This window comes from Bacillus sp. USDA818B3_A (assembly GCF_009928415.1).
Taxonomy (GTDB): Bacteria; Bacillota; Bacilli; order Bacillales; family Cytobacillaceae; genus Neobacillus.
This window is the reverse complement of the sequence record NZ_JAABNN010000031.1, coordinates 15,270-35,516: the sequence shown is the minus strand read 5'-3', so window position 1 is coordinate 35,516 and position 20,247 is coordinate 15,270. Positions and strand designations below refer to the sequence as shown.

The following is a 20,247-nucleotide window of genomic DNA, read 5'->3' as shown; positions in this document are numbered from 1 at the left end:
GCTGTTAACCGATCGGTCGTAGGTTCGAGTCCTACCTGCGGAGCCATTTTTATGTCTACGGAGTCGTACCCAAGTGGCTGAAGGGGCTCGCCTGGAAAGTGAGTAGGTCGGGTAACCGGCGCGAGAGTTCAAATCTCTCCGACTCCGCCATTTATATCATGCGCCTTTAGCTCAGCTGGATAGAGCATACGCCTTCTAAGCGTACGGTCAGAGGTTCGAATCCTCTAAGGCGCGTAGAAAAATATAAAGTTGAATGGGAAACGCTTGGATAAAAAATAGGTATCCAAGCGTTTTTTTTATACCAACGAAAAAGAAAGTGAATGTAAGTTCTCCATTTTTTGTAGAATATTAAGATTTAATAGCCTGATTTCCTCGGCAATTTTTTTACATTCATTTTAAGGGAAATCCTTATATTTCGGTCCATACACCAGATTTAATTAAACGTTTGTTTAGATTAGCATGTAAGAAATTAGTCGAAATAATGTTCTTCATAGTGAAGTTTTTTCAAGACCCTCTTTTTTATATTATTACTTGATGCTCTTAAGGATTGTTTTCGAACAGTCTTGAGGGCTATTTTTTTTGATCATAAGGACGGTTCTGCCTGTAAAAAATCCCACAAACAGAGGTCGTAATTTCGTTTTTCTTTAGCAGTATAAAGCCCCGTTTATAAGATGTTAAGAAAATCTTAAGATTTACATCATGTGTTTGTTAAGATTTGCTTGCTATGATACTTCTTACAACTATACTAAAGGGGTGATAGAAATGGTGAATCCATTGCAAGGAGTGAATATTTGTGAACTTATTGGTTTGTGATGATGATAAAGAGATTGTTGATGCGATCGGAATTTATTTGAAAAATGAAGGATACCAGATATTTAAAGCATATAACGGCTTGGAAGCTATAGATATGCTCAAAGATCAAGAGATTCATCTTATTATCATGGATATTATGATGCCGAAGATGGATGGTTTAAGTGCGACGATGAAGATTAGGGAAGAAAACAACATCCCATTGATTATGCTATCTGCCAAGTCGGAGGATTCGGACAAGATTATCGGCTTGAATTTAGGGGCCGATGACTATCTTACCAAACCGTTTAATCCCCTCGAGTTAATTGCGAGAGTCAAGTCCCAGCTGAGGAGATATACCACTTTGGGCAGTCTTGAAACGACGAAGAATGTTTTTCGGACAGGGGAACTGGTCATTGATGATGAAAGTAAAACCATAACGGTCGATGGGGAAGTAGTCCATCTTACACCGGTGCAATATAAGATTTTGAAATTGCTGACGGCAAATGCCGGAAAAGTCTTTTCGATTGAGGATATCTATGAAAAGGTATGGAATGAAACGGCGTATAGTCCAGAAAATACCGTATCTGTTCACATTAGAAAAATAAGAGAGAAAATTGAAATCAATCCGAAGGAGCCAAAATATTTAAAGGTGGTATGGGGAGTTGGATATAAAGTTGAAAAAATATAGCCACTTATTAACAACGAAAATCATCGTTTTTATGATCGCGGTTGTTTGCTTCACGGGGGGCATCAAAGAGTTGATTGATGTAGTAGTGACAAATGATAGTTATTATAGCATTGTGATGGAAGATGACTATTTTCTCAGTAAGGCATTTGTGAGGGAAAATGAAAAGGTCGTGAGCAATCTCGCTACCCTGCTTCGAGAGTATAAGAGTGAGGAAAATATTTTAAAGGGCGGGTCGATTAATGAAGAAACTTTGAGGATGGAAGTGGAGAATTTATATTCCGATTTTCAGATGAACTCTAAAAGCTATCGGCCGGAATTAACTGAGGCGGAGAACTATACCACCTTTAAAAGAGAGTATGCCGACAAGATTACGCTGGCTAAGGAAAAGCTGATAAAGGATGATTTAAGGAATTATCATGCCGTATTGCAGGAACTTTCAGAGCAGAAAAATCCGTTATACTATGCCAGCGATGGTGTAAATGACTTTACAAATACGACTATGAAGGAAAAAAGCCAGTTTACAGGGTATCCTGCATATTTGACATTTGGGGATTATAAGAAAGAGATTTTTCCTAAAGTGATGGAAGAGAATGCGCAAATACAGGCGATTACGGAACCAATTCAGGAATTGAACCAGGATAAGACGGTGGTTTATCTTGCGTTTACAGATGACTTTTTAAATCAAAAAATGAAGGAATGGAATGAAGATAAAGCAGCTGCCACAAAGAACCTTTATATTTTAGCTGCATTTTTGCTCGGTTTTATCCTATCATTTGGCTATCTCATCCTTGTTGCAGGAAGAAGGTCCTTTAAAGATGAGCAGGTACATCTTCATACAGTGAACAAACTATACAATGATATTAATATTTTCCTATGTATGTGCCTAATGGCCATTTGGATTACTTGGATGGATAATGTGGGACGCACAAGCATTGATAAAATCGCTATTCCCATCACCATCCCGATTTCAGCGGTGGCGATTGTTCTGTTACTGTCACTGGTTAAACATTTTAAAAATAAATCATTGCTGAAGCATACTTTGATATTTACCATCATTCGTAAGCTCATCACCATTGTTAGAAATGTGTATGAGTCAGGGAATCTCGCGGTCAAGACGGTACTAATCGTTATTGGTTACCCCGTATTAATTGCGTTAACGTTCTTTATGTTCCCGGTTACCATTGGACTGGCAGCCTGGTTTGCTTTTAAAAAGGTTAAGAGTTTTCAAGCGATCCAGGATGGAGTGGAAAAAATTAAGGCTGGAAATCTTCATCATCGAATCGAGGTGGAGAACCGTGGCGAGTTTAAAAATCTTGCGAGCAATATCAATAGCATCACGGATGGGCTGAAAGAGGCAGTTGACAGTGAGTTGAAAAGTGAACGGCTAAAAACAGAGCTAATCACCAATGTGTCTCATGATATTCGAACTCCACTGACATCCATCATCACCTATGTGGATTTACTTAAAAACGAAGAGGTTTCGCAAAGTGCTGCCGAGTATATCGAAATCTTGGATCAAAAGTCAAAAAGGCTAAAACTATTAACCGATGATTTATTTGAAGCCGCCAAAGCGACAAGTGGAAATATTTCAGTTGATTTTGAGAAAATTGATATCGTGTCTTTAATCACCCAGGGGCTTGGAGAAGTAAATGATAAGATTGAAGCCGCGAATTTACAATTTAAACTAATCCATCCCCAGGATAAGGTGTATATTCTGGCAGATGGAAAATTACTATGGAGATCTATTGAGAACTTATTATCCAATATTTTTAAATACGCACTCCATGGATCGAGAGTATACATTGATATCGAGGATGCAGGTAGCCAAATACAGATTGCCTTTAAGAACATTTCCGCCTATGAGTTAAATATTTCAGCAGATGAATTAATGGAACGATTTAAGCGAGGCGATGAATCTAGATCCAGTCAGGGCAGCGGGCTAGGGTTATCGATTGCAAAAAGCCTCATTGAAGTCCAAAAGGGAACCTTCAACATCCACGTTGACGGAGATTTATTTAAGGCTATCATTTCATTTTCTAAGATGGCTGATACGGAGTAGGGGAGGCATGGGAAGGTTCCTATGCTTCTTTTTTTTGGATTGCTCATCTTCTGAGCCGGTTTGATTTTTTTGCTGTTGGAGGGATTTGTTAATATATCTTGAATTTGTTCTACAAAGAAGAATTTTTATATAAAAAAAATCTCACATGGAAAAGATTTAATGATATAAAATAGTGACAAATAATGAAAAGGAATAAAGATAATGATTCCAAAAATAAATGATATTTTATTAAAGGGCCTCCAAGTTTATACAAATGGGGCAATAATTGAAAATGGCTATATAAAAATAAAAGATCAAAAAGTAGTTGAAGTAGGAAAGACGGAGGAGCTTACCTTTGAAGAAGCGGTTGAAGTAGTTGATTTTCCTTCAAATTTTAAAGCCATTCCCGGATATATTGATGTTCATATTCATGGGGTAAATGGTGCAGATACCATGGATGGAACAAAAGAAGCCTTGGAAACAATGGCTGCATCCCTGCCAAAAGAAGGGACCACCAGTTTTTTAGCAACGACGATGACACAAGAGCAGGAGTCCATTGAAAAGGCATTAACAAATGCGGGGGAATTCATCGCCAATCAACCAGCACATGGAAAAGCGGAAATACTCGGCATCCATCTCGAAGGTCCGTTTGTAAACTCCAAAATGGCCGGGGCACAGCCTATTGAATCCATAATCGACCCTGATCTTTCTCTTTTTAAAAAGTGGCAGGTACTGTCAAATGAAAATATTAAGCTTGTTACATTGGCCCCTGAACGGCCTGGCGGATTAGAGTTGATCGGTTATTTAAAGGAAAATGGAATCATTGCTTCCATTGGCCATACAGATGCCACTTATGCAGATGTAAGTGAGGCTATTTCAGCAGGGGCCAGTCACGTAACCCATCTTTACAACCAGATGAGGGGGCTGCATCACCGGGAACCAGGGGTGGTTGGAGCGGCATTTTTACGTGATGAATTGAAGGCTGAAATCATTGTAGACGGAGTGCATGTATGCCCTGAAATGGTTAAGCTCGCCTTCAAGCAAAAACGAAGTGAAGGATTACTATTAATTACCGATGCTATGCGGGCGAAGTGTCTGAAAAACGGAAAGTACGACCTCGGCGGCCAGGATGTTTTCGTAAAGGATGGAAAAGCCGTGCTTGAAAATGGAACACTTGCCGGAAGTACACTAAAAATGGGGTGTGCGGTAAAGAATATGCTAACTTTTACGGGATGTACGCTTAATGAGGCGATTGAAATGGCCTCGGTAAACCCTGCCAAGCAGTTAAATGTGTATGACCGTAAAGGCAGTATTGCACCAGGAAAGGATGCAGATATTGTTATTCTTGATGATCAGTTAGAGGTTTTTATGACATTTTGCCGTGGAGTACTTGCGTTTAAGAAGTAGACTGTGGATTTGGGAAGAGATACATTAAGGTCAAGATAAAAGGGTGAAGAAGCTTGATTTTTCAACGGTTTTCACAGTTTTAATTAAACGTTTGATTGAAGAAGAAGTTTGAGTGATACAATCGAAATTTGCTATATCATGTAGGCTTAAGCCGTTAAGGTAAGGTATGAAAAAGGAAACGTTTATGAAGCGGACATTTTTGATCTTACTTCGACCTGGGGAAATTCTCTATTTAATGTTGCATTAAGTATGATTGGCTTCTTGGTATTCTGATACGACATCTTTGATCACTAAAATCATAACTAGATTGGGCTGGACAAAATTCTGTCGGCCCTTATTTGTTTTTTCATACCCTTTGGATGATTCCTTGCGATAAACCAGAAAAACTCGCCAATGTTCAACTTTCCTTTTTTAATAAAAATAGTTACCTAATCTGCATTAAATTGAATGGAAACGTATAAGCAAGTCACAAGTTTGCTGGAGAAACCCTTAAAAAATAACTATATAAAAAAAATATCCATTTTTTTTAAAAAAATGTTGAAGAAAATTACCACCATGTGTTATTCTAAGTTCATAGAAAGAAATGATTGAAAATTCTATAAACAAACATGTTCATAGTGTTTTCAAAGAAAAGAAAGCGTATTATTCTCTTGTTTAAGGGGTGGAAAGGCATAATTAGCTAGTAGATTATCAAAAAAGAAAAATAGTTACATTTTTTTTAATCTATCAATGAAGAAAATTACCACCAAAGCAAATGTACATAGGGAAGGAGTGTGGAGGAATGAAAGCAGCAGTTTTCTATGGACCTAATGAACTAAAGCTTGAGGAAGTGAACAAACCAGAAATCGATGAACATGAGGTACTTGTAAAAGTTAAAGTAAGTGCGGTCTGCGGTACGGATGTCCGCATTTATGAAGGAAAAAAAACAAAGGGTGTTAGAACACCTTCCATCATCGGCCATGAACTCGTTGGGGTTATTGAAGAGGCTGGAGATCAGGTAAAAGGCTTTTTTGAGGGAGATCGGGTCGGCATTATGCCGGTTATTCCATGCGGAAAGTGCCACTACTGCTTAAATGGACGAGAAAATGTCTGTGCCAACCGGACGGCGATTGGTTATGAATTCGATGGGGGATTTGCGGAATATGTCCGAATTCCTCGCACCGCATTAGAGGCAGGTAACTTAGTGAAAATTCCTGATCATATCTCCTTTGAACAAGCCGTTATTACGGAGCCGCTTGCATGCTGTCTCAACGGTCAAAGAAAAGCAAATGTAAGAATGGGTGATGTGGTTGTGGTTGTTGGCGGAGGCCCAATTGGACTTATGCATGTTCAATTAGCAAAAATTGCTGGAGCAAAATCCGTTATTTTGAGCGAACCGATTGATCATCGCCGAGAAAAGGGTCTTCTTGCCGGTGCTGACTATGCAATCGACCCTACCAGGGATTCATTAGAGGACTTAGTTCTTAGTGAAACAGATGGACTAGGAGCAGATGTGGTCATTATGGCCATTGGGATTCCGTTCCTCGTGAATTCAAGTGCAAATCTATTGAAAAAGGGCGGCACCTTAAATCTATTTGCCGGATTTACAAAAGGCGTACTATCTGAAATTGATCCTAACGTTATTCATTATAACGAGATTACTATCAATGGAACTTCTGCATTGACTCGCTCTGACTATCATAAGTCACTATCATTGATTGCTGCCGGTCAGATCAATACAGAAGTCATCACAACCACGGGATATGGCCTCGAGGATATTGAACAGGCGATTGCCGATGTGAAAAATGGTAAAGGCATGAAAACAATCATCACCCAATAAATACTAAAAACTAAAATTAAAAGAGGAGTGTTTGAACATGGCATTATTAGGTAAAGAAATTCGTATGAATCGTCTATTAAACCAGCAGGATGGAAAACTATTAGCAGTAGCAGTCGACCAAGCAATGGCGCGAGGCATTTTTGATGAATTGATGCCAATCCAACGAAAGATTGATGAGATCGTGGCCGGTGGTCCTGATGCAATGACCATGCACAAAGGAATTGCGGAAATGTGCTTCCAACCACATGCTGGTAAAGCAGGTTTGATTTTAAAATGTTCCACCTTTTCTCCTTGGCAGCCAAACTATGATGCATGGGTGACTCAAGTGGATGAGGTCGTTCGCTTAGGAGCAGATGCCGTGTCCATGGGTTGTATCGTTGGCGGGGATGATCAGCCTGAACAGCTCCGTAATCTTGGAATCATTGCCGGTCAAGCTGCAGCTGTCGGACTTCCAATGATCGCTCATATTTATCCAAGAGGAAACCAAATTCCGGAAGATGAAAAGAATGATTGGAAACATGTTGCCTACGCTGTACGTGCTGGAGCAGAGCTTGGTGTTGATATTGTAAAAACAAAATACACTGGAAATCCAGAAACCTTCCGTAAAGTGGTTGAATCTACTCCTGGAAAAGTAGTTGTTGCCGGAGGCGATAACGGCGGCGGTATCGAAGAATATTTCCAAATGGTTTATGACGTCATTGATGCCGGTGGAACAGGAATCACCTTTGGAAGAATCGTTTGGAACAACCCAAATCCAACAGCGGTTGTAAAAGCATTTAAAAATATTATCCATAATAAAGGAACTGTTAAAGAGACCATCGAATTATATAATGAGTTAATTCACAAACCAGTATATAGTTAATGAAGGTGACAAGTCATGTCTTATATTATTGGAATCGATATCGGAACGAGCGGAATTAAGGTCGGAGCCATGAATAAGGAAGGAGTATTGCGGTACCTCGAGTACCAGCAATACTCCCTGATTTACCCTGAAATGGGTTTGGTAGAGATAGATTTAGAAGACGTCTGGCAAAAAACGAAAGCGCTATTATTAAAAGTTTGGCAGCAGGTAGAGACAGTTGGCAAAGTTGAGGGGATTTCCCTTTCAACTTTTTGCAATAGTTCCGTATTTTTAACGGAGAACGGTGAGTCGTTACATCAAGGTATTACATATTTAGACCAAAGAAGTAGAGCTGAGTGCGATTGGATCAAGAGCACAATTGGGGAAGACTTGATCTTTAAGATAACGAAAAACCGATTAGAACCTGGAATGTATACGCTAACAACTCTTTTGTGGTTTAAGAACCATTATCCAGAAGAGTATAACAAAATGTATAAATGGGGCAATCTTTCCACCTTTATTATGCATAAGCTTACGGGAAGATTTGTGATGGATTGGACGCAAAGTTCTTACACCGGCATGTATGATATTGAAAATTACGAGTGGTCTCCAGTCATTTTTGAGAGAGCTGGCATTGATCGTGAAAAGCTGCCGGATGTTGTTGCGCCCAGTTCAATTGTTGGTGAGTTAATTCTGGATGAAGCACTATTTACTCCTGTTCCTGTCATTGCTGGTGCTGCAGACACAGCATGTTCAACAGTGGCCCTTGGGATCGGTGTTAATGAAATGTTTGAATCCGTAGGAACCTCCAACGTGCTAACCACCTGTATGGATAACCCTGATGTCTTGGATATACGCTTTATGAATCGATGCCATGTCATGAAAGACCGCTGGTTATCTCATGGACCGATGTCGTTTCCGGGTGCAGCCGTTCAATGGTTCTATGAACAATTTTTAAAGCCGGAGGGTCATTCCAATGCGATTTTAAGTGAGCTGGCACAGGATTCGATACCAGGTGCCAACGGTGTCTTTTTCCTTCCTTATATGCAAGGAGAGAGGGCGCCTATTTGGGATGGCGATGCTCGAGGTGTTTTTGTCGGAATTCATTTGAATACAACGAAAGCGGATATGTATCGTGCTGTTTTGGAAGGGTGCGCATTTGGACTCAGACAAATCAATGAGATTATTGAAACGAAATATCAGCTGCGATTCGACGGCTTTACCTCGATTGGCGGTGGTGCCAAAAATAGAGAATGGGCACGAATTAAAGCAAATGTATTAAATAAGAAAATTCATTTAAAGGATATTTGTGAAACAGGTGTTTTAGGAACTTGTTTAATAGCTGGTGCAGCCATCGGCTGGTATTCTTCTTTGGAAAATGCAGCAGATGAAATTAGTAACGATACAATCTTTATTGTTGAGCCTGAAGAAGAACTGTTGAGATCGTATGACGAGTTACATCCAGTATTTAATGAGTTATATCCGTCCTTACAATCGTTCTTTGCGTTAAGTGCTAATGCTAGATCAAGGGCAAACAAGTTAAAGAAAGTGGACAGAGAAGTACTTATTTAAAAGAGAAATGAAAACCTTTACAAAAGAATAACGAACTGGGGGAGATCAAATGTCAGTACCTGAGGCAAAGGTCAGGGTCAATCATGCACTCAAGCAGAAATCGAACTATCGCTGGTTAGTTCTTGGACTCGTGTTTATTCTTTATACGGTTTGTTATGCAGACCGGGCAAATATTGGCGTGGTCCTTCCGTTTATTCAAAAGGAATTTGCGCTAAATAATTTCCAGATTGGAGCCATTTCAAGCTTCTTCTTCTTAGGATATGCTTGTACCCAAATTCCAGCAGGCTTCTTGCTTCGTAAAAAAGGAACCCGTGGAATCGTTGCGATTGCCGTTATTGGTTTTTCAGCAATTACTTTCTTACTTGGATTAGTGTCAGGAGCTGCTTATCTAGTTATTCTAAGGTTATTATTAGGTATAACAGAAGGACCTGTTCCGGTCAGTATGACATCGACGATTAACCAATGGTTCCCTGCTAAAGAAAAGGCAACCGCTACAGGCTTTTATATTGCTTCAACCCAGCTGGCCCCAGTCTTTGTACCGATCGTGGCTGCTGCGATTGCTGTATCGTTAGGCTGGCGTTATGTTTTCTTCTACTTTGCAATCCCAGGAATTTTTATCGCTATTCTTTGGTATTTATTTGTTCGATCAAAGCCAGAAGATTCTTCAATGGTTTCACAAGCCGAATTGGATTACATTCGCCAAGAGGAAGTGGTTGCGACTAAAGAAGTTGACCAAAGATCACTTGGCTGGATCGATAAATTTATCCGTTATCAAAAAGTACAACCCATCAACTCTCCAAAAAAGGTTTTTACTTCTTGGAATATTTGGGGGAATACGCTTGCTTATTTCCTTATGAACAGTGTGTTATACGGGATGTTAACATGGGTTCCTATGTATCTAGTAAATGCCAAGCATTTCTCATTAATCAAAATGGGCTTCCTTGCTTCCACACCGGCGATTGGCGGACTAATCGGAGCACTTTTAGGCGGCTTTATTTCGGATAGGGTCTTCTTAAAGAGACGCAAACCAACCATGTTAATTACAGCCATTGCCACAGCGGCTATGATGCTGGTTGTTACTCAAATCCCTAACAATGGAGCACTTGTCGCCATTAGCTTAGGTTTGGCTGGATTCTTCCTTAATATTGGCTGGCCTGCTTTTACAGCCTATCCAATGGGCTTAACCACTAGAGAGACCTATCCAATTGCGATTGGCACTGTCAACAGCGGAGGAAACCTCGGCGGATTCTTCTCCCCATTGATCGTTGGTGCGATCCTTGATGCAACAGGCAATTACAACTTGGCATTTGGATTCTTTGGGATAATGTTAATCATTGGTTTCTGTGTGATTTTAACATTAAAAGAACCTAAACAGGCTTAATCAAAACCATACCTGGAGAAAAACTCCCATGAGATTCGGGGATAGAAAGATACACCTCTCTTCTTTTATAAAAGTAAGAAAATGAGAAAACAGGTAATTAACGAAAAGTTCATTTTTTTTTTAAAAGGTTGTTGAAGGAAATTACCACCGTTAAACAGTTAAGAAATATGAAATTTATTTTTAAAAACGCATCATATATTTTTCTTGAAAGTGATTAAAAATAGTAAACGCAAGGTGAGGGATGGATTTTTATGAATATTTGTATATTAGATGGATATACCTTAAACCCTGGCGACTTAAGCTGGGATCAGTTGTCGCAGGTTGGTAAGACCGATGTTTACGATCGTACACCGGAGGATCTCATCATTGAGAGGGCGTCAAACGCAGAGATTATCTTGACCAATAAAACACCGCTAAGCAAGGCTACACTGGAACAGCTGCCTAATCTTAAGTATATAGGAGTCTTGGCAACAGGCTTTGATGTAGTAGATACGAAGGCGGCTGAAGAACAGGGAATCGTCGTTAGTAACATTCCGACTTATGGGACGGAGTCAGTAGCTCAAATGGTATTTGCCCTGCTGTTGGAACATTGCCACCATGTTCAACGCCATAGTGACGCAGTTATGGAAGGTCAATGGGGGAGTAATCCTGATTGGTGCTTCTGGAACTACCCGCTGATTGAATTGGCTGGTAAAACAATGGGAATCGTCGGGTTCGGACGAATTGGGCTTCAAACGGCAAGGCTTGCTTCCGCTTTTGGTATGCGCATTCTTGCCTATGATGCTTATCATCGCGATATAGACCTGCCAAATTTCCAATGGGCGGAGGATCTGTCTGATTTAATGAGGCAATCCGATGTAGTCAGTTTGCATTGTCCACTGACCCCGGAAACGGAAGAGATCATAAGTGCTGAAAATTTATCGCTTATGAAACCGTCCGCTATTATTATCAATACCTCGCGCGGAAAACTTGTCAATAATAAGGATTTAGCGGATGCTCTAAATGCAGGTGTCATATACGGTGCAGGGTTGGATGTTCTCGCGGTGGAGCCTCCCGAAGATACAAACCCGTTATTGCAGGCAAAAAATTGTATTATCACACCTCATATTGCTTGGGCTACCAAGGAAGCACGCAGCCGGTTATTGGATTTGGCTGTGGACAATATAAAGGCGTTTGTTGCTGGAAGCTCAAAGAACGTTGTACATTCCAGATAGAATCAATCAACAGTCTTGACAGAAGTTCTGGGCCGGGGCATGGATTATTCCATGGCCCTTTTTTTCTAAAAATAAAAGTAGAAAAGTGTCGAAAAAATATTATATTATAAATATAATAAGTAAAATAAAGGAAAGGAGGAATCCATGAGTGAATGATTTAAATATAAATACCAATCCTGGATTTTTTACGAGACTAAATGCAGCGATGTCTAAACTGCGGGACTCAGAAAAAAAGATTATTGAGTTCATTGAACAGAATCAGGAGGAAATTATCCACCTTTCCATTACTGAAGTAGCGGAGAGAAGCGAAACAAGTGAGTCCTCCATTGTTCGTTTATGTAAACGGCTCGGCTATAAAGGATTTCAAGATTTAAAAATTCATTTGGCAAAAGAAGTAGTCGCTCCTGAAATGCAGATTCATGAAGCGATTGAAAAGGGCGACAATGCGGTTACGATTAAAAAGAAGGTTTTTCAGTCAAACATTCAAGCCTTATATGATTCCATTGAAGTTTGCAGTGATGATGAAATTCTTAAGGCCGTTGAAGCCATTTCCAATGCCCGTTTAATTGAGTTTTATGGGACAGGCGGGTCAGGCACCGTTGCTCTTGATGCGCAGCATAAACTTTTAAAGTTAGGAATTAAATCATTTGCCTTTAATGATTCGGTTCTTCAAGCGATGTCCGCAAGTGTACTGACCGAGCAGGATGTAGTCATTGGGATCTCACATACTGGCTCAAATACAGATGTGCTTGCTGCGATGAAATTGGCGAAGGAAGCAGGTGCTACCCTCATTTGTATTACCAATTCATCTAAATCACCCATTACAAAAATTTCGGATATCGTTCTGCAAACTGCTTCAAAGGAAACATTATTCCGTACGGATGCCATCTCATCAAGGATTGCTCAATTAACCATTATTGATATTCTTGTCGCAGCGGTAGCCAATCAAAAATACGAAATGTCTCAAGCTAACCTCCAGAAAACGCGTAATTCAACAACGGAAAAAAAGCTGTAGCTTATTAAAAGTTACTCTTTTTTTTTGAAAAATTTTTGAAGGAAATTACCACTGAATGATATGGTTGTAATATGAAAAGTGTTTTTGAGAATTTCGGTAAGTCTATTGTTTGAATAAAAGTCATGATACATAAAAGGACTATCTTTATCAAATAAGTGCATAAATCATTCCACCAAACGAATGATTTGTAGTATCCTAATGTTGGGTTATTATTAGACAAAGAGTGATTATTAGGAGTTGGAAAAATGATGTGGAAAATTAAAAGCTCAGATAAGAAAAAGGTAGATCGCTTCGGTATTACAATTGATCAGGTCGAGCTTCCAAATGGGGAAGAGAAGACTTTTTCCTATTTAGACTTCGCCAAGGGAGTCTGCATTCTGCCGATCACAAATGATCATGAAGTTGTCTGTTTAAAACAATATCGTCATGCCGTTAACAGCTGGCAATGGGAGTTGCCTGCAGGGATGATTGACTCTGAAGGAGAACTGCCTTTAGACGTTGCCAAAAGAGAGCTTGAGGAAGAAACAGGATATGTTGCGGAGCATTGGCTGGAATTAGGAAGTTTTTATCCTTCCCCAGGATCTACGACAGAAGAAATATTCTTGTTTGCTGCAGCCGGTTTAACACCCACCGAGCAAAAGCTAGAGGCCAGCGAGCAGATTGAGCTGCATTATCTTCAAATGGAAGAGTTGAAGGAACTCGTCATTAAAGGGGAATTTATGCACGGTGCCGGGCTTGCGGCCATATTGAGATATAAGTTTATGACTGATTAATTGGAAGAAAACGGGATGTAGGAGTAGGGTTATTGGTAAGGGGCCTTGCTCCCAAAGCATTCATTCTTTTATCGGGGTTTTAGAAAAAGAAGACGATGGGTATCAGTTTAAATAGAATAACCTCTAAAATAGCAAGAACTAACCTGGAATAAAAAAACAGGAAAAGAGTTTTTACTCTTTTCCCAATTTTTGATTGTAAAAAACAATTTACCCTGCGATTACGCTTTTATCAGACTGATCATTTGTATTTTTTTCACTTGCCAATTCTTCCGGTGTTTTCAAAAATGGAGTTAAAATAGCACTTAATATATAGAATCCAGCATAGATAAATAATACGCCGCCTGCACCTAGTGACTTAAAGAACAAACCTGCAATGGCAGGGGCTAAAAATGTACTTAAACCTGCCCCTAAATTTAATATAGACATTGCCGCGCCTTTATTGTCTGGTGCGAGTAGAGGGAAAAGTGCCGATAATGGAACATATCCGGCCATGGTTACACCGCATAAACTTAACACAATGGTCATGACCAAATAATTATGTCCTACTAATTGTGGTGTGAAAAATACAAGTACAAGAACGAGTGCATAGGCGACCCCGCCAACCCATTGTATCGTATTTCTCCATCCTATTTTATCTCCAACGAATCCAAAGAACAGATTCGCAAAAATGGCTACGATGAAAACGGTTGACCACATGTGCAGCCATTCCGTTGTAGAATAACCGTACTGAGCAAGATAAATCGGCATGAATACAGCAAGTCCATACTGGGCTAATCCGTTAACCGTTTTCACAATTAGGCCTAATGAGATTTGCTTTCTTTTTAAAATTGTAATCCCTTGCAAAAGTTCCTTTAATTCGAATGAATGAATTTCAGATTCTGGTATTTTATCTTTGTTAGCAAATATAGCCAATAAGGAACCGATTACAACAAAGATTAGTCCAGTCCATAGTACGTTGATTTCCCCAAATGCAGGGATGGCGATGGATGAGTAAAATGGTCCGATTACGCTTAGTCCTAGAGAAAACATAAACCAAAACCAGCCTACTGCCGTACCTCTAATTTTTAACGGAGAACTATAGTTAATCCATATCAAAAACGAATATGCAAATAAAGGATATCCGAATCCTCTTAAGGCATAAAACGGCACCATCATAGAAAAGTTAAGTTTATAAATGCCTAATCCGATAAAACCAAGACTTCCAATGATAAAAGCAATTAACCCATAGGACATAACTTTACGCGGTCCAAGCGTTTGTACTAAAACTCCAGAAAACCACGCCGAAATAGCAGCCGTAATTCCATAAACAGTGAGTAAAAGGGAAGCATCCTCGATGCTCATCCCTCTTGATACCAAGTATGGCGAAATCCACGCTTGTTCTACGCCATCACCTATCATAAAAATAGTAAGACCAATATAACCCCACAATAAGTTCTTTGGTAATCCAATCTTATTCAACATCGCAAACATCTCCTTTAGATTATGCTTGTTGCCAGAAGATCAATACGGCCTTTTATTAAAGACATCAACAGCTGTTGAGCTTCCAGTGCATCTTCGTTTTGAATAATCTTTTCTATTTTCTCTAAACCGTAATTCTCTAAAAAGGCATCTAATACTTTGTACATTTCAATGTTTTGCTCGCACTCTTTTACAGGATCTTCACGAATCGGGAATGTATCAAAATAAATAAGTCCATCATAGTTATATTTTTTCGCATAATAAATAAATTCAAGTGTTTGCATTAAGTGAATAGACCCGAGCATTAATCCATCATCATTGTCGTTATGCCCGTCATTCAAATGGAAACCCATTACTCTATTTTTTCTTGCTGCTAGAGCAAGGGAATAGGCCGGATTCTCTTTTGTCATTAACATATGACAAAAATCGAGCGTAACACCTAAGTTAGGAGCACCAACTTCTTCAATTAACAGTAATGTAGTGGAAATATTACCTATTAAAGAAAAGGCTCTTGGTTGGTAGGGCTTATATTCAAAGCTAATTTTACTATCAGGATAGCGTTGTGTAATTCTCTTTAATGCGTCCACAACTTTATTGAACGCTTTTTCATAATCCAATTGAAATGGATAATCAAAGCCATCGTTCGCAAGCCAAATAGTAGTAACATCACCGCCTAATTCATTACATAACTTTACTGCCTCTATTGTTGTGGCAATTGCTTTTTCCCGGATGCTTTCATCAGGATTGGCAAATTCACCGTAGGCATAACTATCAGCAAATCGTAAGGCAACACCGCTGACTTTTAGATTGGTTTTCTCCAAAACATTCTGGATCTCTTCCACTGTTACTCCGACAAAATGCTCAGGGTAATTTAGTTCAACATGCGTTAGCCCCTTTACAGTTGCCATTCTTGTAATGTAATCCAATACGGTCAAGGATTTACTGCCATAATCTTTAAAGAAAAGTTCCTTTTTTGTCTTAAATGAATTTAATCTTGTTGAAAATTTCATCTTAGCACTCCTTTGTTTATTATTCGGAAGGAAGGTTTAACTTAACCAGATTATAAAACGTTTTTTACTAATTAGTAAATAAAAATAAAAAACTTGACTGAAAATATTTATTAACTGCAAATAATGCGTTGAAAATTTTACTTTCGATAAAATGATAATAAAATTTTTGTGTAGAAACGCTAACTAATTGTGTTATAATGAACCCAGAATCAGAAGGAAGGGTATAACGATGAAATCGAATAATTTAGAAGGAAAAGAAGTTATTCTATATGCGAGGAGTATTGCTCCGTCGCTTGGTAAAAAAGAAAAACTAATAGTAAATTTTATAAGTAATCAGTATCAGGAGTTAGCCAAAATGACGATTAGTGAACTTGCCTCTCATCTTAATGTAAGTGAGTCAAGTATTACTAAAGTATGTAAAAAACTGAAATGTGAAGGATTTTATGAGTTAAAACATGCGATAGCGGATTACCTGAAAAATGGTGAAACGGCTATTACTGACGAGATGCAAGAGGATTTTGATTATGAAGACGATAACGAAACGATTTTAGAAAAAGTCTTTTTTAATTCAATTGTTGCACTACAAGATACATTAGCTGTTATTAATCGGCAAGAGTTAAGTAAAGCAGTAAGTGTGTTAAAAAACATTCAGTCTAAAGGAAAATTAGTATTAGTAGGAAATGGTGGATCGGGTATTCTTTGTGAAGACTTTCAGCACAAATTATTGAAAATTGGTATTTTTGCCATCTTTTATAGGGATTCACATATGCAATTAATGGGCTCGTCCTTATTGAAAAAAGGAGACGTAGTATTAGGTGTATCCCATTCAGGTACTTCTAAAGATGTGATCAATATTTTCAAACTGGCACAAGAAAACGAAGCTACCACTATTTGTGTTACCAATCACGTTAAAAGTCCGGTTACGGAATTTTCAAATATCATTTTGCATTCTTCTGCCCGAAATTCCCCAATCACTGGTGAGAACGCTGCGGCAAGAATCGCTCAATTAAATATATTGGATGTTTTATTCACCATTTTAAGCTTGAATCAGCAAAATTTATCTTATGAAAACCTGTTAAAAACAAAAGAATCGGTTATATCACACCGAACTTAAATTCTGGAGGGGTTTAGATTGGAATCAAAAAATGTAGTTGTAATTGGCAGCTTAAATTATGATATTATCGTAAAACAACAGCGCATGCCCAATAAAGGAGAAACATTTGTTGCTGATGAGTTGATTCAAGGTCCTGGTGGAAAAGGTGCGAATCAAGCGGCTCAATGTGCAAAACTAGGATTACCAACCATCATGTTTGGTAAAGTTGGGGTTGATCGTTTTGGTGAAGCGCTAGTCGGTTCATTAACTGCCTTTGGGGTTAATACCTCCTATATTAAAAAACAAGGTTCCACGGGTATGGGCGTTGTTCATGTAATGCCGGACGGAGATTATTATAGTACGATTGTTAAAGGTGCTAACCATCTAATTACAGTAAATGATATTGATGAAATCGCTCATTTGTTTGATTCCACTGCTTTTATCGTTTTACAGCAAGAAATTCCTGAGGAAGTTGTGGAGTATATTATTGATAAATATAAAAATGCTAACTTGAAAATTGTATTGAATAACGCTCCTGCTCGAAATATAAAAGAAACTATATTAAAATCTGTTGATATATTAGTTGTTAATGAAACGGAAGCATCCTTTATGTCAGGAAGACCTATACATTCTGCAAATGATGCGATGAATGTGGGTAAAGAATTAATTACTCAAACAGGAGGAATCGTTGTCATTACGCTGGGGAAAGAAGGCTCTGTAGTAGTAACTGAATCTTACAGCGACTTTTTTCCTGCCGAGAAGGTTCAAGCCGTGGATGCTACTGGGGCAGGAGATTCCTTTATCGGAGCATTTATCTATGCACTGTCACAAGACTTCTCTATTGATCAATGTATGAAATTCGCGACTCACGTAAGTGCTATAACTGTTACTAAAGAAGGTGGGCAGGATTCATTTCCTTCCAAAGGTGATATTTTTCCCACAGGGGTTGAGAACCCAGTTACCATGAATTAAATTACTGTAAAACAAAATTCCGCATATACTTATTTATAGGGGTATGGCTAAGAAGCTTCTTAAGATTTTATTAAGAATAAAAAGCTATTATTAAGACAAGCTTTAACAGGACCCCCCTTTGTATTACTAGATGCCCTCAAGGTCTTTTTTTGAACAGTCTTGAGGGCTGTTTTTTGGGATAAAAAAGAAGACCGGTTCATGAGAATCCGGCCTTCATGTGATGATTAGACAAGTTCATAGTCAGTTACATTTCTGTCGATGACTCTTGCCCCTTTTGATGAGACAAATTTGCCGCTCGCTGATGTGAATACGTTAGATGCAATGATCTGTGACATGGAAAGCTTTACCACTTCTTCATCCACTGGCTCTTTTGGATTGTCGACTGTTATTTTCGCTGTTTTTCCAAACTCGGTGGCAAATTGCAATTCTAATGATTTAGCCATTTATTTTCACCTCCCATTATTAGATTTTTATAGAATATTAACCGATAATCTCAGAGCTGTCGTTACGCTCTACTTTGTTCAGCTCGTCGTTGCATAAAGCTGCGATTGCTTGAGCTGCTTGAAACAACTGGTCAGCCGTTGCCTCCTTTTTCACATTGTTAAATGATCTAGATTTCAAGATTGGATTTCCTTTGTTATCAATTCCTGCATCAAATACAATCCGAAGCTTTGTACTTTCTAGTAATCCTTGTGCCATTTTCTATCACCTCCTTTCGTCCTATATATATAGGTTGAGAGGATAAAAGGACAGGTGGGATAAAGATATTTCTATTAGTTTTTTTTGAAGGAAGGGGGATCACTCGAGGGCTAATTTTATTCAATCACTTTTATAGAATAATATCGACATACTTTTTAACTGCTGCGGGATAGGAACCTAGGAGCGGAGCACGCTGAGAGTATTTTTAATCAAACGTTTAAGTAGTGTTGAATAAAAGGGAAATGACTAGAGTTATGCAGGTTAACGAGAATAGTATCATTTTCCGGGGAATATTGTTGTTTATTAAAAGATCGTTTCGACAAATATTTTTTAAGGTTTTATTAAGAATTAGAAGCTATTATTAAGATAATCTTTTTCAGCCCCCCTTTTATATATTATTACTGGATGCCTTCAAAGACTGTTTTTGAACAGTCTTGAGGGCTATTTTTTTGGATTAAGGATGGTTCTGCTGGGATATGAGTGTTATTTTAAGTAAAGATCCGATATCCTAGTGATAACTAAACATTCAAGAAAAATAATATGGAGGTGGTCGTATGAACGTCATTTTGTTTGATGGAGAGTGTCATTTATGTGACCAGAGTGTTCAATTTATCATTAAGAGAGACAAAAAGGCTCTATACCACTTCGCTTCGATCCAAAGCGAGGCAGGGCAAGAGCTTTTAAGAAAGCATCGTGTCCCTGCTGACCTTAATAGTTTTATACTTGTTGAAGGTCATAAATGCTTCTACAAATCAACCGCTGCTCTAAGAGTGTGTAAAAACTTAACAGGCGGGTGGAAGTTATTGTATGTCTTGTTGAGTGTACCCAAACCATTACGTGATTATTTTTATGGGATTGTTGCAAAGAATAGGTATAAATGGTTCGGGAAAAGAGATCATTGTATGGTGCCATCGCCAGAAATTAGAAAGAGATTTTTATAAGTTTTATTGTTTTTTCTTGATGATACGGACAATCCATTCAGTCATCAGACTCAAGAATCTCATTTTATGGAGTATGAGAATTACGTCCATTTTGTCTTAATTTATTAAGCCCGCTAAGTCTCGTCACTTTTGTATTCTAAAATGTCTCGAGGTTGACAATCTAATGCTTTACAAATTGCCTCTAATGTTGAAAATCTAATAGCTTTAGCCTTTCCATTTTTCAAGATAGAAAGGTTAGCCATCGTGATTCCAACCCTCTCCGATAGTTCTGTCACACTCATTTTCCTAATCGTTTTCAATAAATTTTTATTATTTATTATGGTGTTTTTGTTGTTTTTGGTGCCTGTCACTCCAGGTTTTAAAGAAATTAAACGGTAATTCATGTAACCTTTACCATAGAGCTTATTGTCGATCCACAAGAGAAGAAATAGATTAGTTGGGTAGCCAATAGGGCTTATTGACGACCGAAGTGAGAAAAAATAGATTAGTTGGGTAGCCAATAGGGCTTATTGACGACCGAAGTGAGAAAAAATA

At 38.5% G+C, this 20,247-nt stretch carries 18 protein-coding genes and 2 tRNA genes; 15 read left to right on the top strand and 5 right to left on the bottom strand.

Features of this window, described 5'->3' with window-relative positions:
- Positions 1 to 59: 59 nt before the first annotated feature.
- The 12 genes from GXK58_RS25145 to GXK58_RS25090 all read left to right on the top strand — a co-directional run bounded on the left by GXK58_RS25145 (position 60) and on the right by GXK58_RS25090 (position 13,540).
- Positions 60 to 150 (top strand) — tRNA-Ser (locus GXK58_RS25145).
- Between the two features lie 10 nt (positions 151 to 160).
- Positions 161 to 234 (top strand) — tRNA-Arg (locus GXK58_RS25140).
- 559 nt (positions 235 to 793) lie between these two features.
- Positions 794 to 1,480: a response regulator transcription factor gene (locus tag GXK58_RS25135; RefSeq protein ID WP_160725908.1), complete on the top strand. Its 687-nt coding sequence runs from the start codon at positions 794 to 796 to the stop codon at positions 1,478 to 1,480.
- The gene (locus GXK58_RS25130; RefSeq protein WP_160725907.1) at positions 1,455 to 3,539 is read left to right on the top strand and encodes a HAMP domain-containing sensor histidine kinase; all 2,085 of its coding nucleotides are present in this window, start codon (positions 1,455 to 1,457) and stop codon (positions 3,537 to 3,539) included. Before GXK58_RS25135 ends, GXK58_RS25130 begins: the two co-directional genes overlap by 26 nt.
- 201 nt (positions 3,540 to 3,740) lie before the next feature.
- Positions 3,741 to 4,925 (top strand): N-acetylglucosamine-6-phosphate deacetylase, encoded by a 1,185-nt coding sequence (gene nagA, locus GXK58_RS25125; protein ID WP_160725906.1) that lies wholly within the window; start codon positions 3,741 to 3,743, stop codon positions 4,923 to 4,925.
- A gap of 781 nt (positions 4,926 to 5,706) precedes the next feature.
- Positions 5,707 to 6,744, top strand: a complete 1,038-nt coding sequence (locus GXK58_RS25120; protein ID WP_160725905.1) for a zinc-dependent dehydrogenase — start codon at positions 5,707 to 5,709, stop codon at positions 6,742 to 6,744.
- Between the two features lie 37 nt (positions 6,745 to 6,781).
- Positions 6,782 to 7,606: a class I fructose-bisphosphate aldolase gene (locus GXK58_RS25115; protein WP_160725904.1), complete on the top strand. Its 825-nt coding sequence runs from the start codon at positions 6,782 to 6,784 to the stop codon at positions 7,604 to 7,606.
- 15 nt (positions 7,607 to 7,621) lie between these two features.
- Complete coding sequence (locus GXK58_RS25110) at positions 7,622 to 9,157, top strand: xylulokinase (RefSeq protein ID WP_160725903.1); 1,536 nt, start codon at positions 7,622 to 7,624, stop codon at positions 9,155 to 9,157.
- Between the two features lie 49 nt (positions 9,158 to 9,206).
- Complete coding sequence (locus GXK58_RS25105; protein ID WP_160725902.1) at positions 9,207 to 10,538, top strand: MFS transporter; 1,332 nt, start codon at positions 9,207 to 9,209, stop codon at positions 10,536 to 10,538.
- 251 nt (positions 10,539 to 10,789) lie between these two features.
- Positions 10,790 to 11,752, top strand: a complete 963-nt coding sequence (locus tag GXK58_RS25100; protein ID WP_160725901.1) for a D-2-hydroxyacid dehydrogenase — start codon at positions 10,790 to 10,792, stop codon at positions 11,750 to 11,752.
- Between the two features lie 148 nt (positions 11,753 to 11,900).
- The gene (locus GXK58_RS25095) at positions 11,901 to 12,767 is read left to right on the top strand and encodes a MurR/RpiR family transcriptional regulator (protein WP_160725900.1); all 867 of its coding nucleotides are present in this window, start codon (positions 11,901 to 11,903) and stop codon (positions 12,765 to 12,767) included.
- A gap of 245 nt (positions 12,768 to 13,012) precedes the next feature.
- Positions 13,013 to 13,540, top strand: a complete 528-nt coding sequence (locus GXK58_RS25090) for an NUDIX domain-containing protein (RefSeq protein WP_160725899.1) — start codon at positions 13,013 to 13,015, stop codon at positions 13,538 to 13,540.
- A gap of 207 nt (positions 13,541 to 13,747) precedes the next feature.
- Here GXK58_RS25090 and GXK58_RS25085 read toward each other — a convergent pair whose 3' ends face one another.
- Complete coding sequence (locus GXK58_RS25085; RefSeq protein ID WP_160725898.1) at positions 13,748 to 15,001, bottom strand: MFS transporter; 1,254 nt, start codon at positions 14,999 to 15,001, stop codon at positions 13,748 to 13,750.
- Positions 15,002 to 15,015: 14 nt separating this feature from the next.
- Positions 15,016 to 16,008: a sugar phosphate isomerase/epimerase family protein gene (locus GXK58_RS25080; protein WP_160725897.1), complete on the bottom strand. Its 993-nt coding sequence runs from the start codon at positions 16,006 to 16,008 to the stop codon at positions 15,016 to 15,018.
- Positions 16,009 to 16,237: 229 nt separating this feature from the next.
- On the opposite strand from GXK58_RS25080, the gene GXK58_RS25075 reads away from it, so the two are divergent.
- The gene (locus GXK58_RS25075) at positions 16,238 to 17,122 is read left to right on the top strand and encodes an SIS domain-containing protein (protein WP_160725896.1); all 885 of its coding nucleotides are present in this window, start codon (positions 16,238 to 16,240) and stop codon (positions 17,120 to 17,122) included.
- Between the two features lie 18 nt (positions 17,123 to 17,140).
- Entirely contained in the window at positions 17,141 to 18,073 is a 933-nt protein-coding gene (locus GXK58_RS25070) for a ribokinase (RefSeq protein ID WP_160725895.1), read from the top strand.
- Positions 18,074 to 18,297: 224 nt separating this feature from the next.
- Here GXK58_RS25070 and GXK58_RS25065 read toward each other — a convergent pair whose 3' ends face one another.
- Together GXK58_RS25065 and GXK58_RS25060 are read right to left on the bottom strand one after the other, a co-directional pair.
- Positions 18,298 to 18,516, bottom strand: a complete 219-nt coding sequence (locus GXK58_RS25065; RefSeq protein ID WP_160725894.1) for a DUF2922 domain-containing protein — start codon at positions 18,514 to 18,516, stop codon at positions 18,298 to 18,300.
- 37 nt (positions 18,517 to 18,553) lie between these two features.
- Positions 18,554 to 18,772, bottom strand: coding sequence for a DUF1659 domain-containing protein (locus tag GXK58_RS25060; protein ID WP_160725893.1), 219 nt, complete (start codon positions 18,770 to 18,772; stop codon positions 18,554 to 18,556).
- Positions 18,773 to 19,326: 554 nt separating this feature from the next.
- Between GXK58_RS25060 and GXK58_RS25055 the strand changes: the two genes are divergently transcribed.
- Entirely contained in the window at positions 19,327 to 19,713 is a 387-nt protein-coding gene (locus GXK58_RS25055) for a thiol-disulfide oxidoreductase DCC family protein (RefSeq protein WP_160725892.1), read from the top strand.
- Positions 19,714 to 19,826: 113 nt separating this feature from the next.
- Here the strand turns inward: GXK58_RS25055 and GXK58_RS27805 are convergent, their stop codons facing one another.
- On the bottom strand, positions 19,827 to 20,096 hold the full coding sequence (locus GXK58_RS27805) for a helix-turn-helix domain-containing protein (protein ID WP_442862505.1): 270 nt from the start codon (positions 20,094 to 20,096) through the stop codon (positions 19,827 to 19,829).
- Positions 20,097 to 20,247 lie beyond the last annotated feature (151 nt).

Coding starts and splice junctions, on each gene's coding strand:
- nagA (WP_160725906.1), top strand. CDS start 3,741: ATGATTCCAAAAATAAATGATATTTTATTAAAGGGCCTCCAAGTTTAT.
- GXK58_RS25120 (WP_160725905.1), top strand. CDS start 5,707: ATGAAAGCAGCAGTTTTCTATGGACCTAATGAACTAAAGCTTGAGGAA.
- GXK58_RS25115 (WP_160725904.1), top strand. CDS start 6,782: ATGGCATTATTAGGTAAAGAAATTCGTATGAATCGTCTATTAAACCAG.
- GXK58_RS25110 (WP_160725903.1), top strand. CDS start 7,622: ATGTCTTATATTATTGGAATCGATATCGGAACGAGCGGAATTAAGGTC.
- GXK58_RS25105 (WP_160725902.1), top strand. CDS start 9,207: ATGTCAGTACCTGAGGCAAAGGTCAGGGTCAATCATGCACTCAAGCAG.
- GXK58_RS25100 (WP_160725901.1), top strand. CDS start 10,790: ATGAATATTTGTATATTAGATGGATATACCTTAAACCCTGGCGACTTA.
- GXK58_RS25090 (WP_160725899.1), top strand. CDS start 13,013: ATGATGTGGAAAATTAAAAGCTCAGATAAGAAAAAGGTAGATCGCTTC.
- GXK58_RS25085 (WP_160725898.1), bottom strand. CDS start 15,001: ATGTTGAATAAGATTGGATTACCAAAGAACTTATTGTGGGGTTATATT.
- GXK58_RS25080 (WP_160725897.1), bottom strand. CDS start 16,008: ATGAAATTTTCAACAAGATTAAATTCATTTAAGACAAAAAAGGAACTT.
- GXK58_RS25075 (WP_160725896.1), top strand. CDS start 16,238: ATGAAATCGAATAATTTAGAAGGAAAAGAAGTTATTCTATATGCGAGG.
- GXK58_RS25065 (WP_160725894.1), bottom strand. CDS start 18,516: ATGGCTAAATCATTAGAATTGCAATTTGCCACCGAGTTTGGAAAAACA.
- GXK58_RS25060 (WP_160725893.1), bottom strand. CDS start 18,772: ATGGCACAAGGATTACTAGAAAGTACAAAGCTTCGGATTGTATTTGAT.
- GXK58_RS25055 (WP_160725892.1), top strand. CDS start 19,327: ATGAACGTCATTTTGTTTGATGGAGAGTGTCATTTATGTGACCAGAGT.
- GXK58_RS27805 (WP_442862505.1), bottom strand. CDS start 20,096: ATGAATTACCGTTTAATTTCTTTAAAACCTGGAGTGACAGGCACCAAA.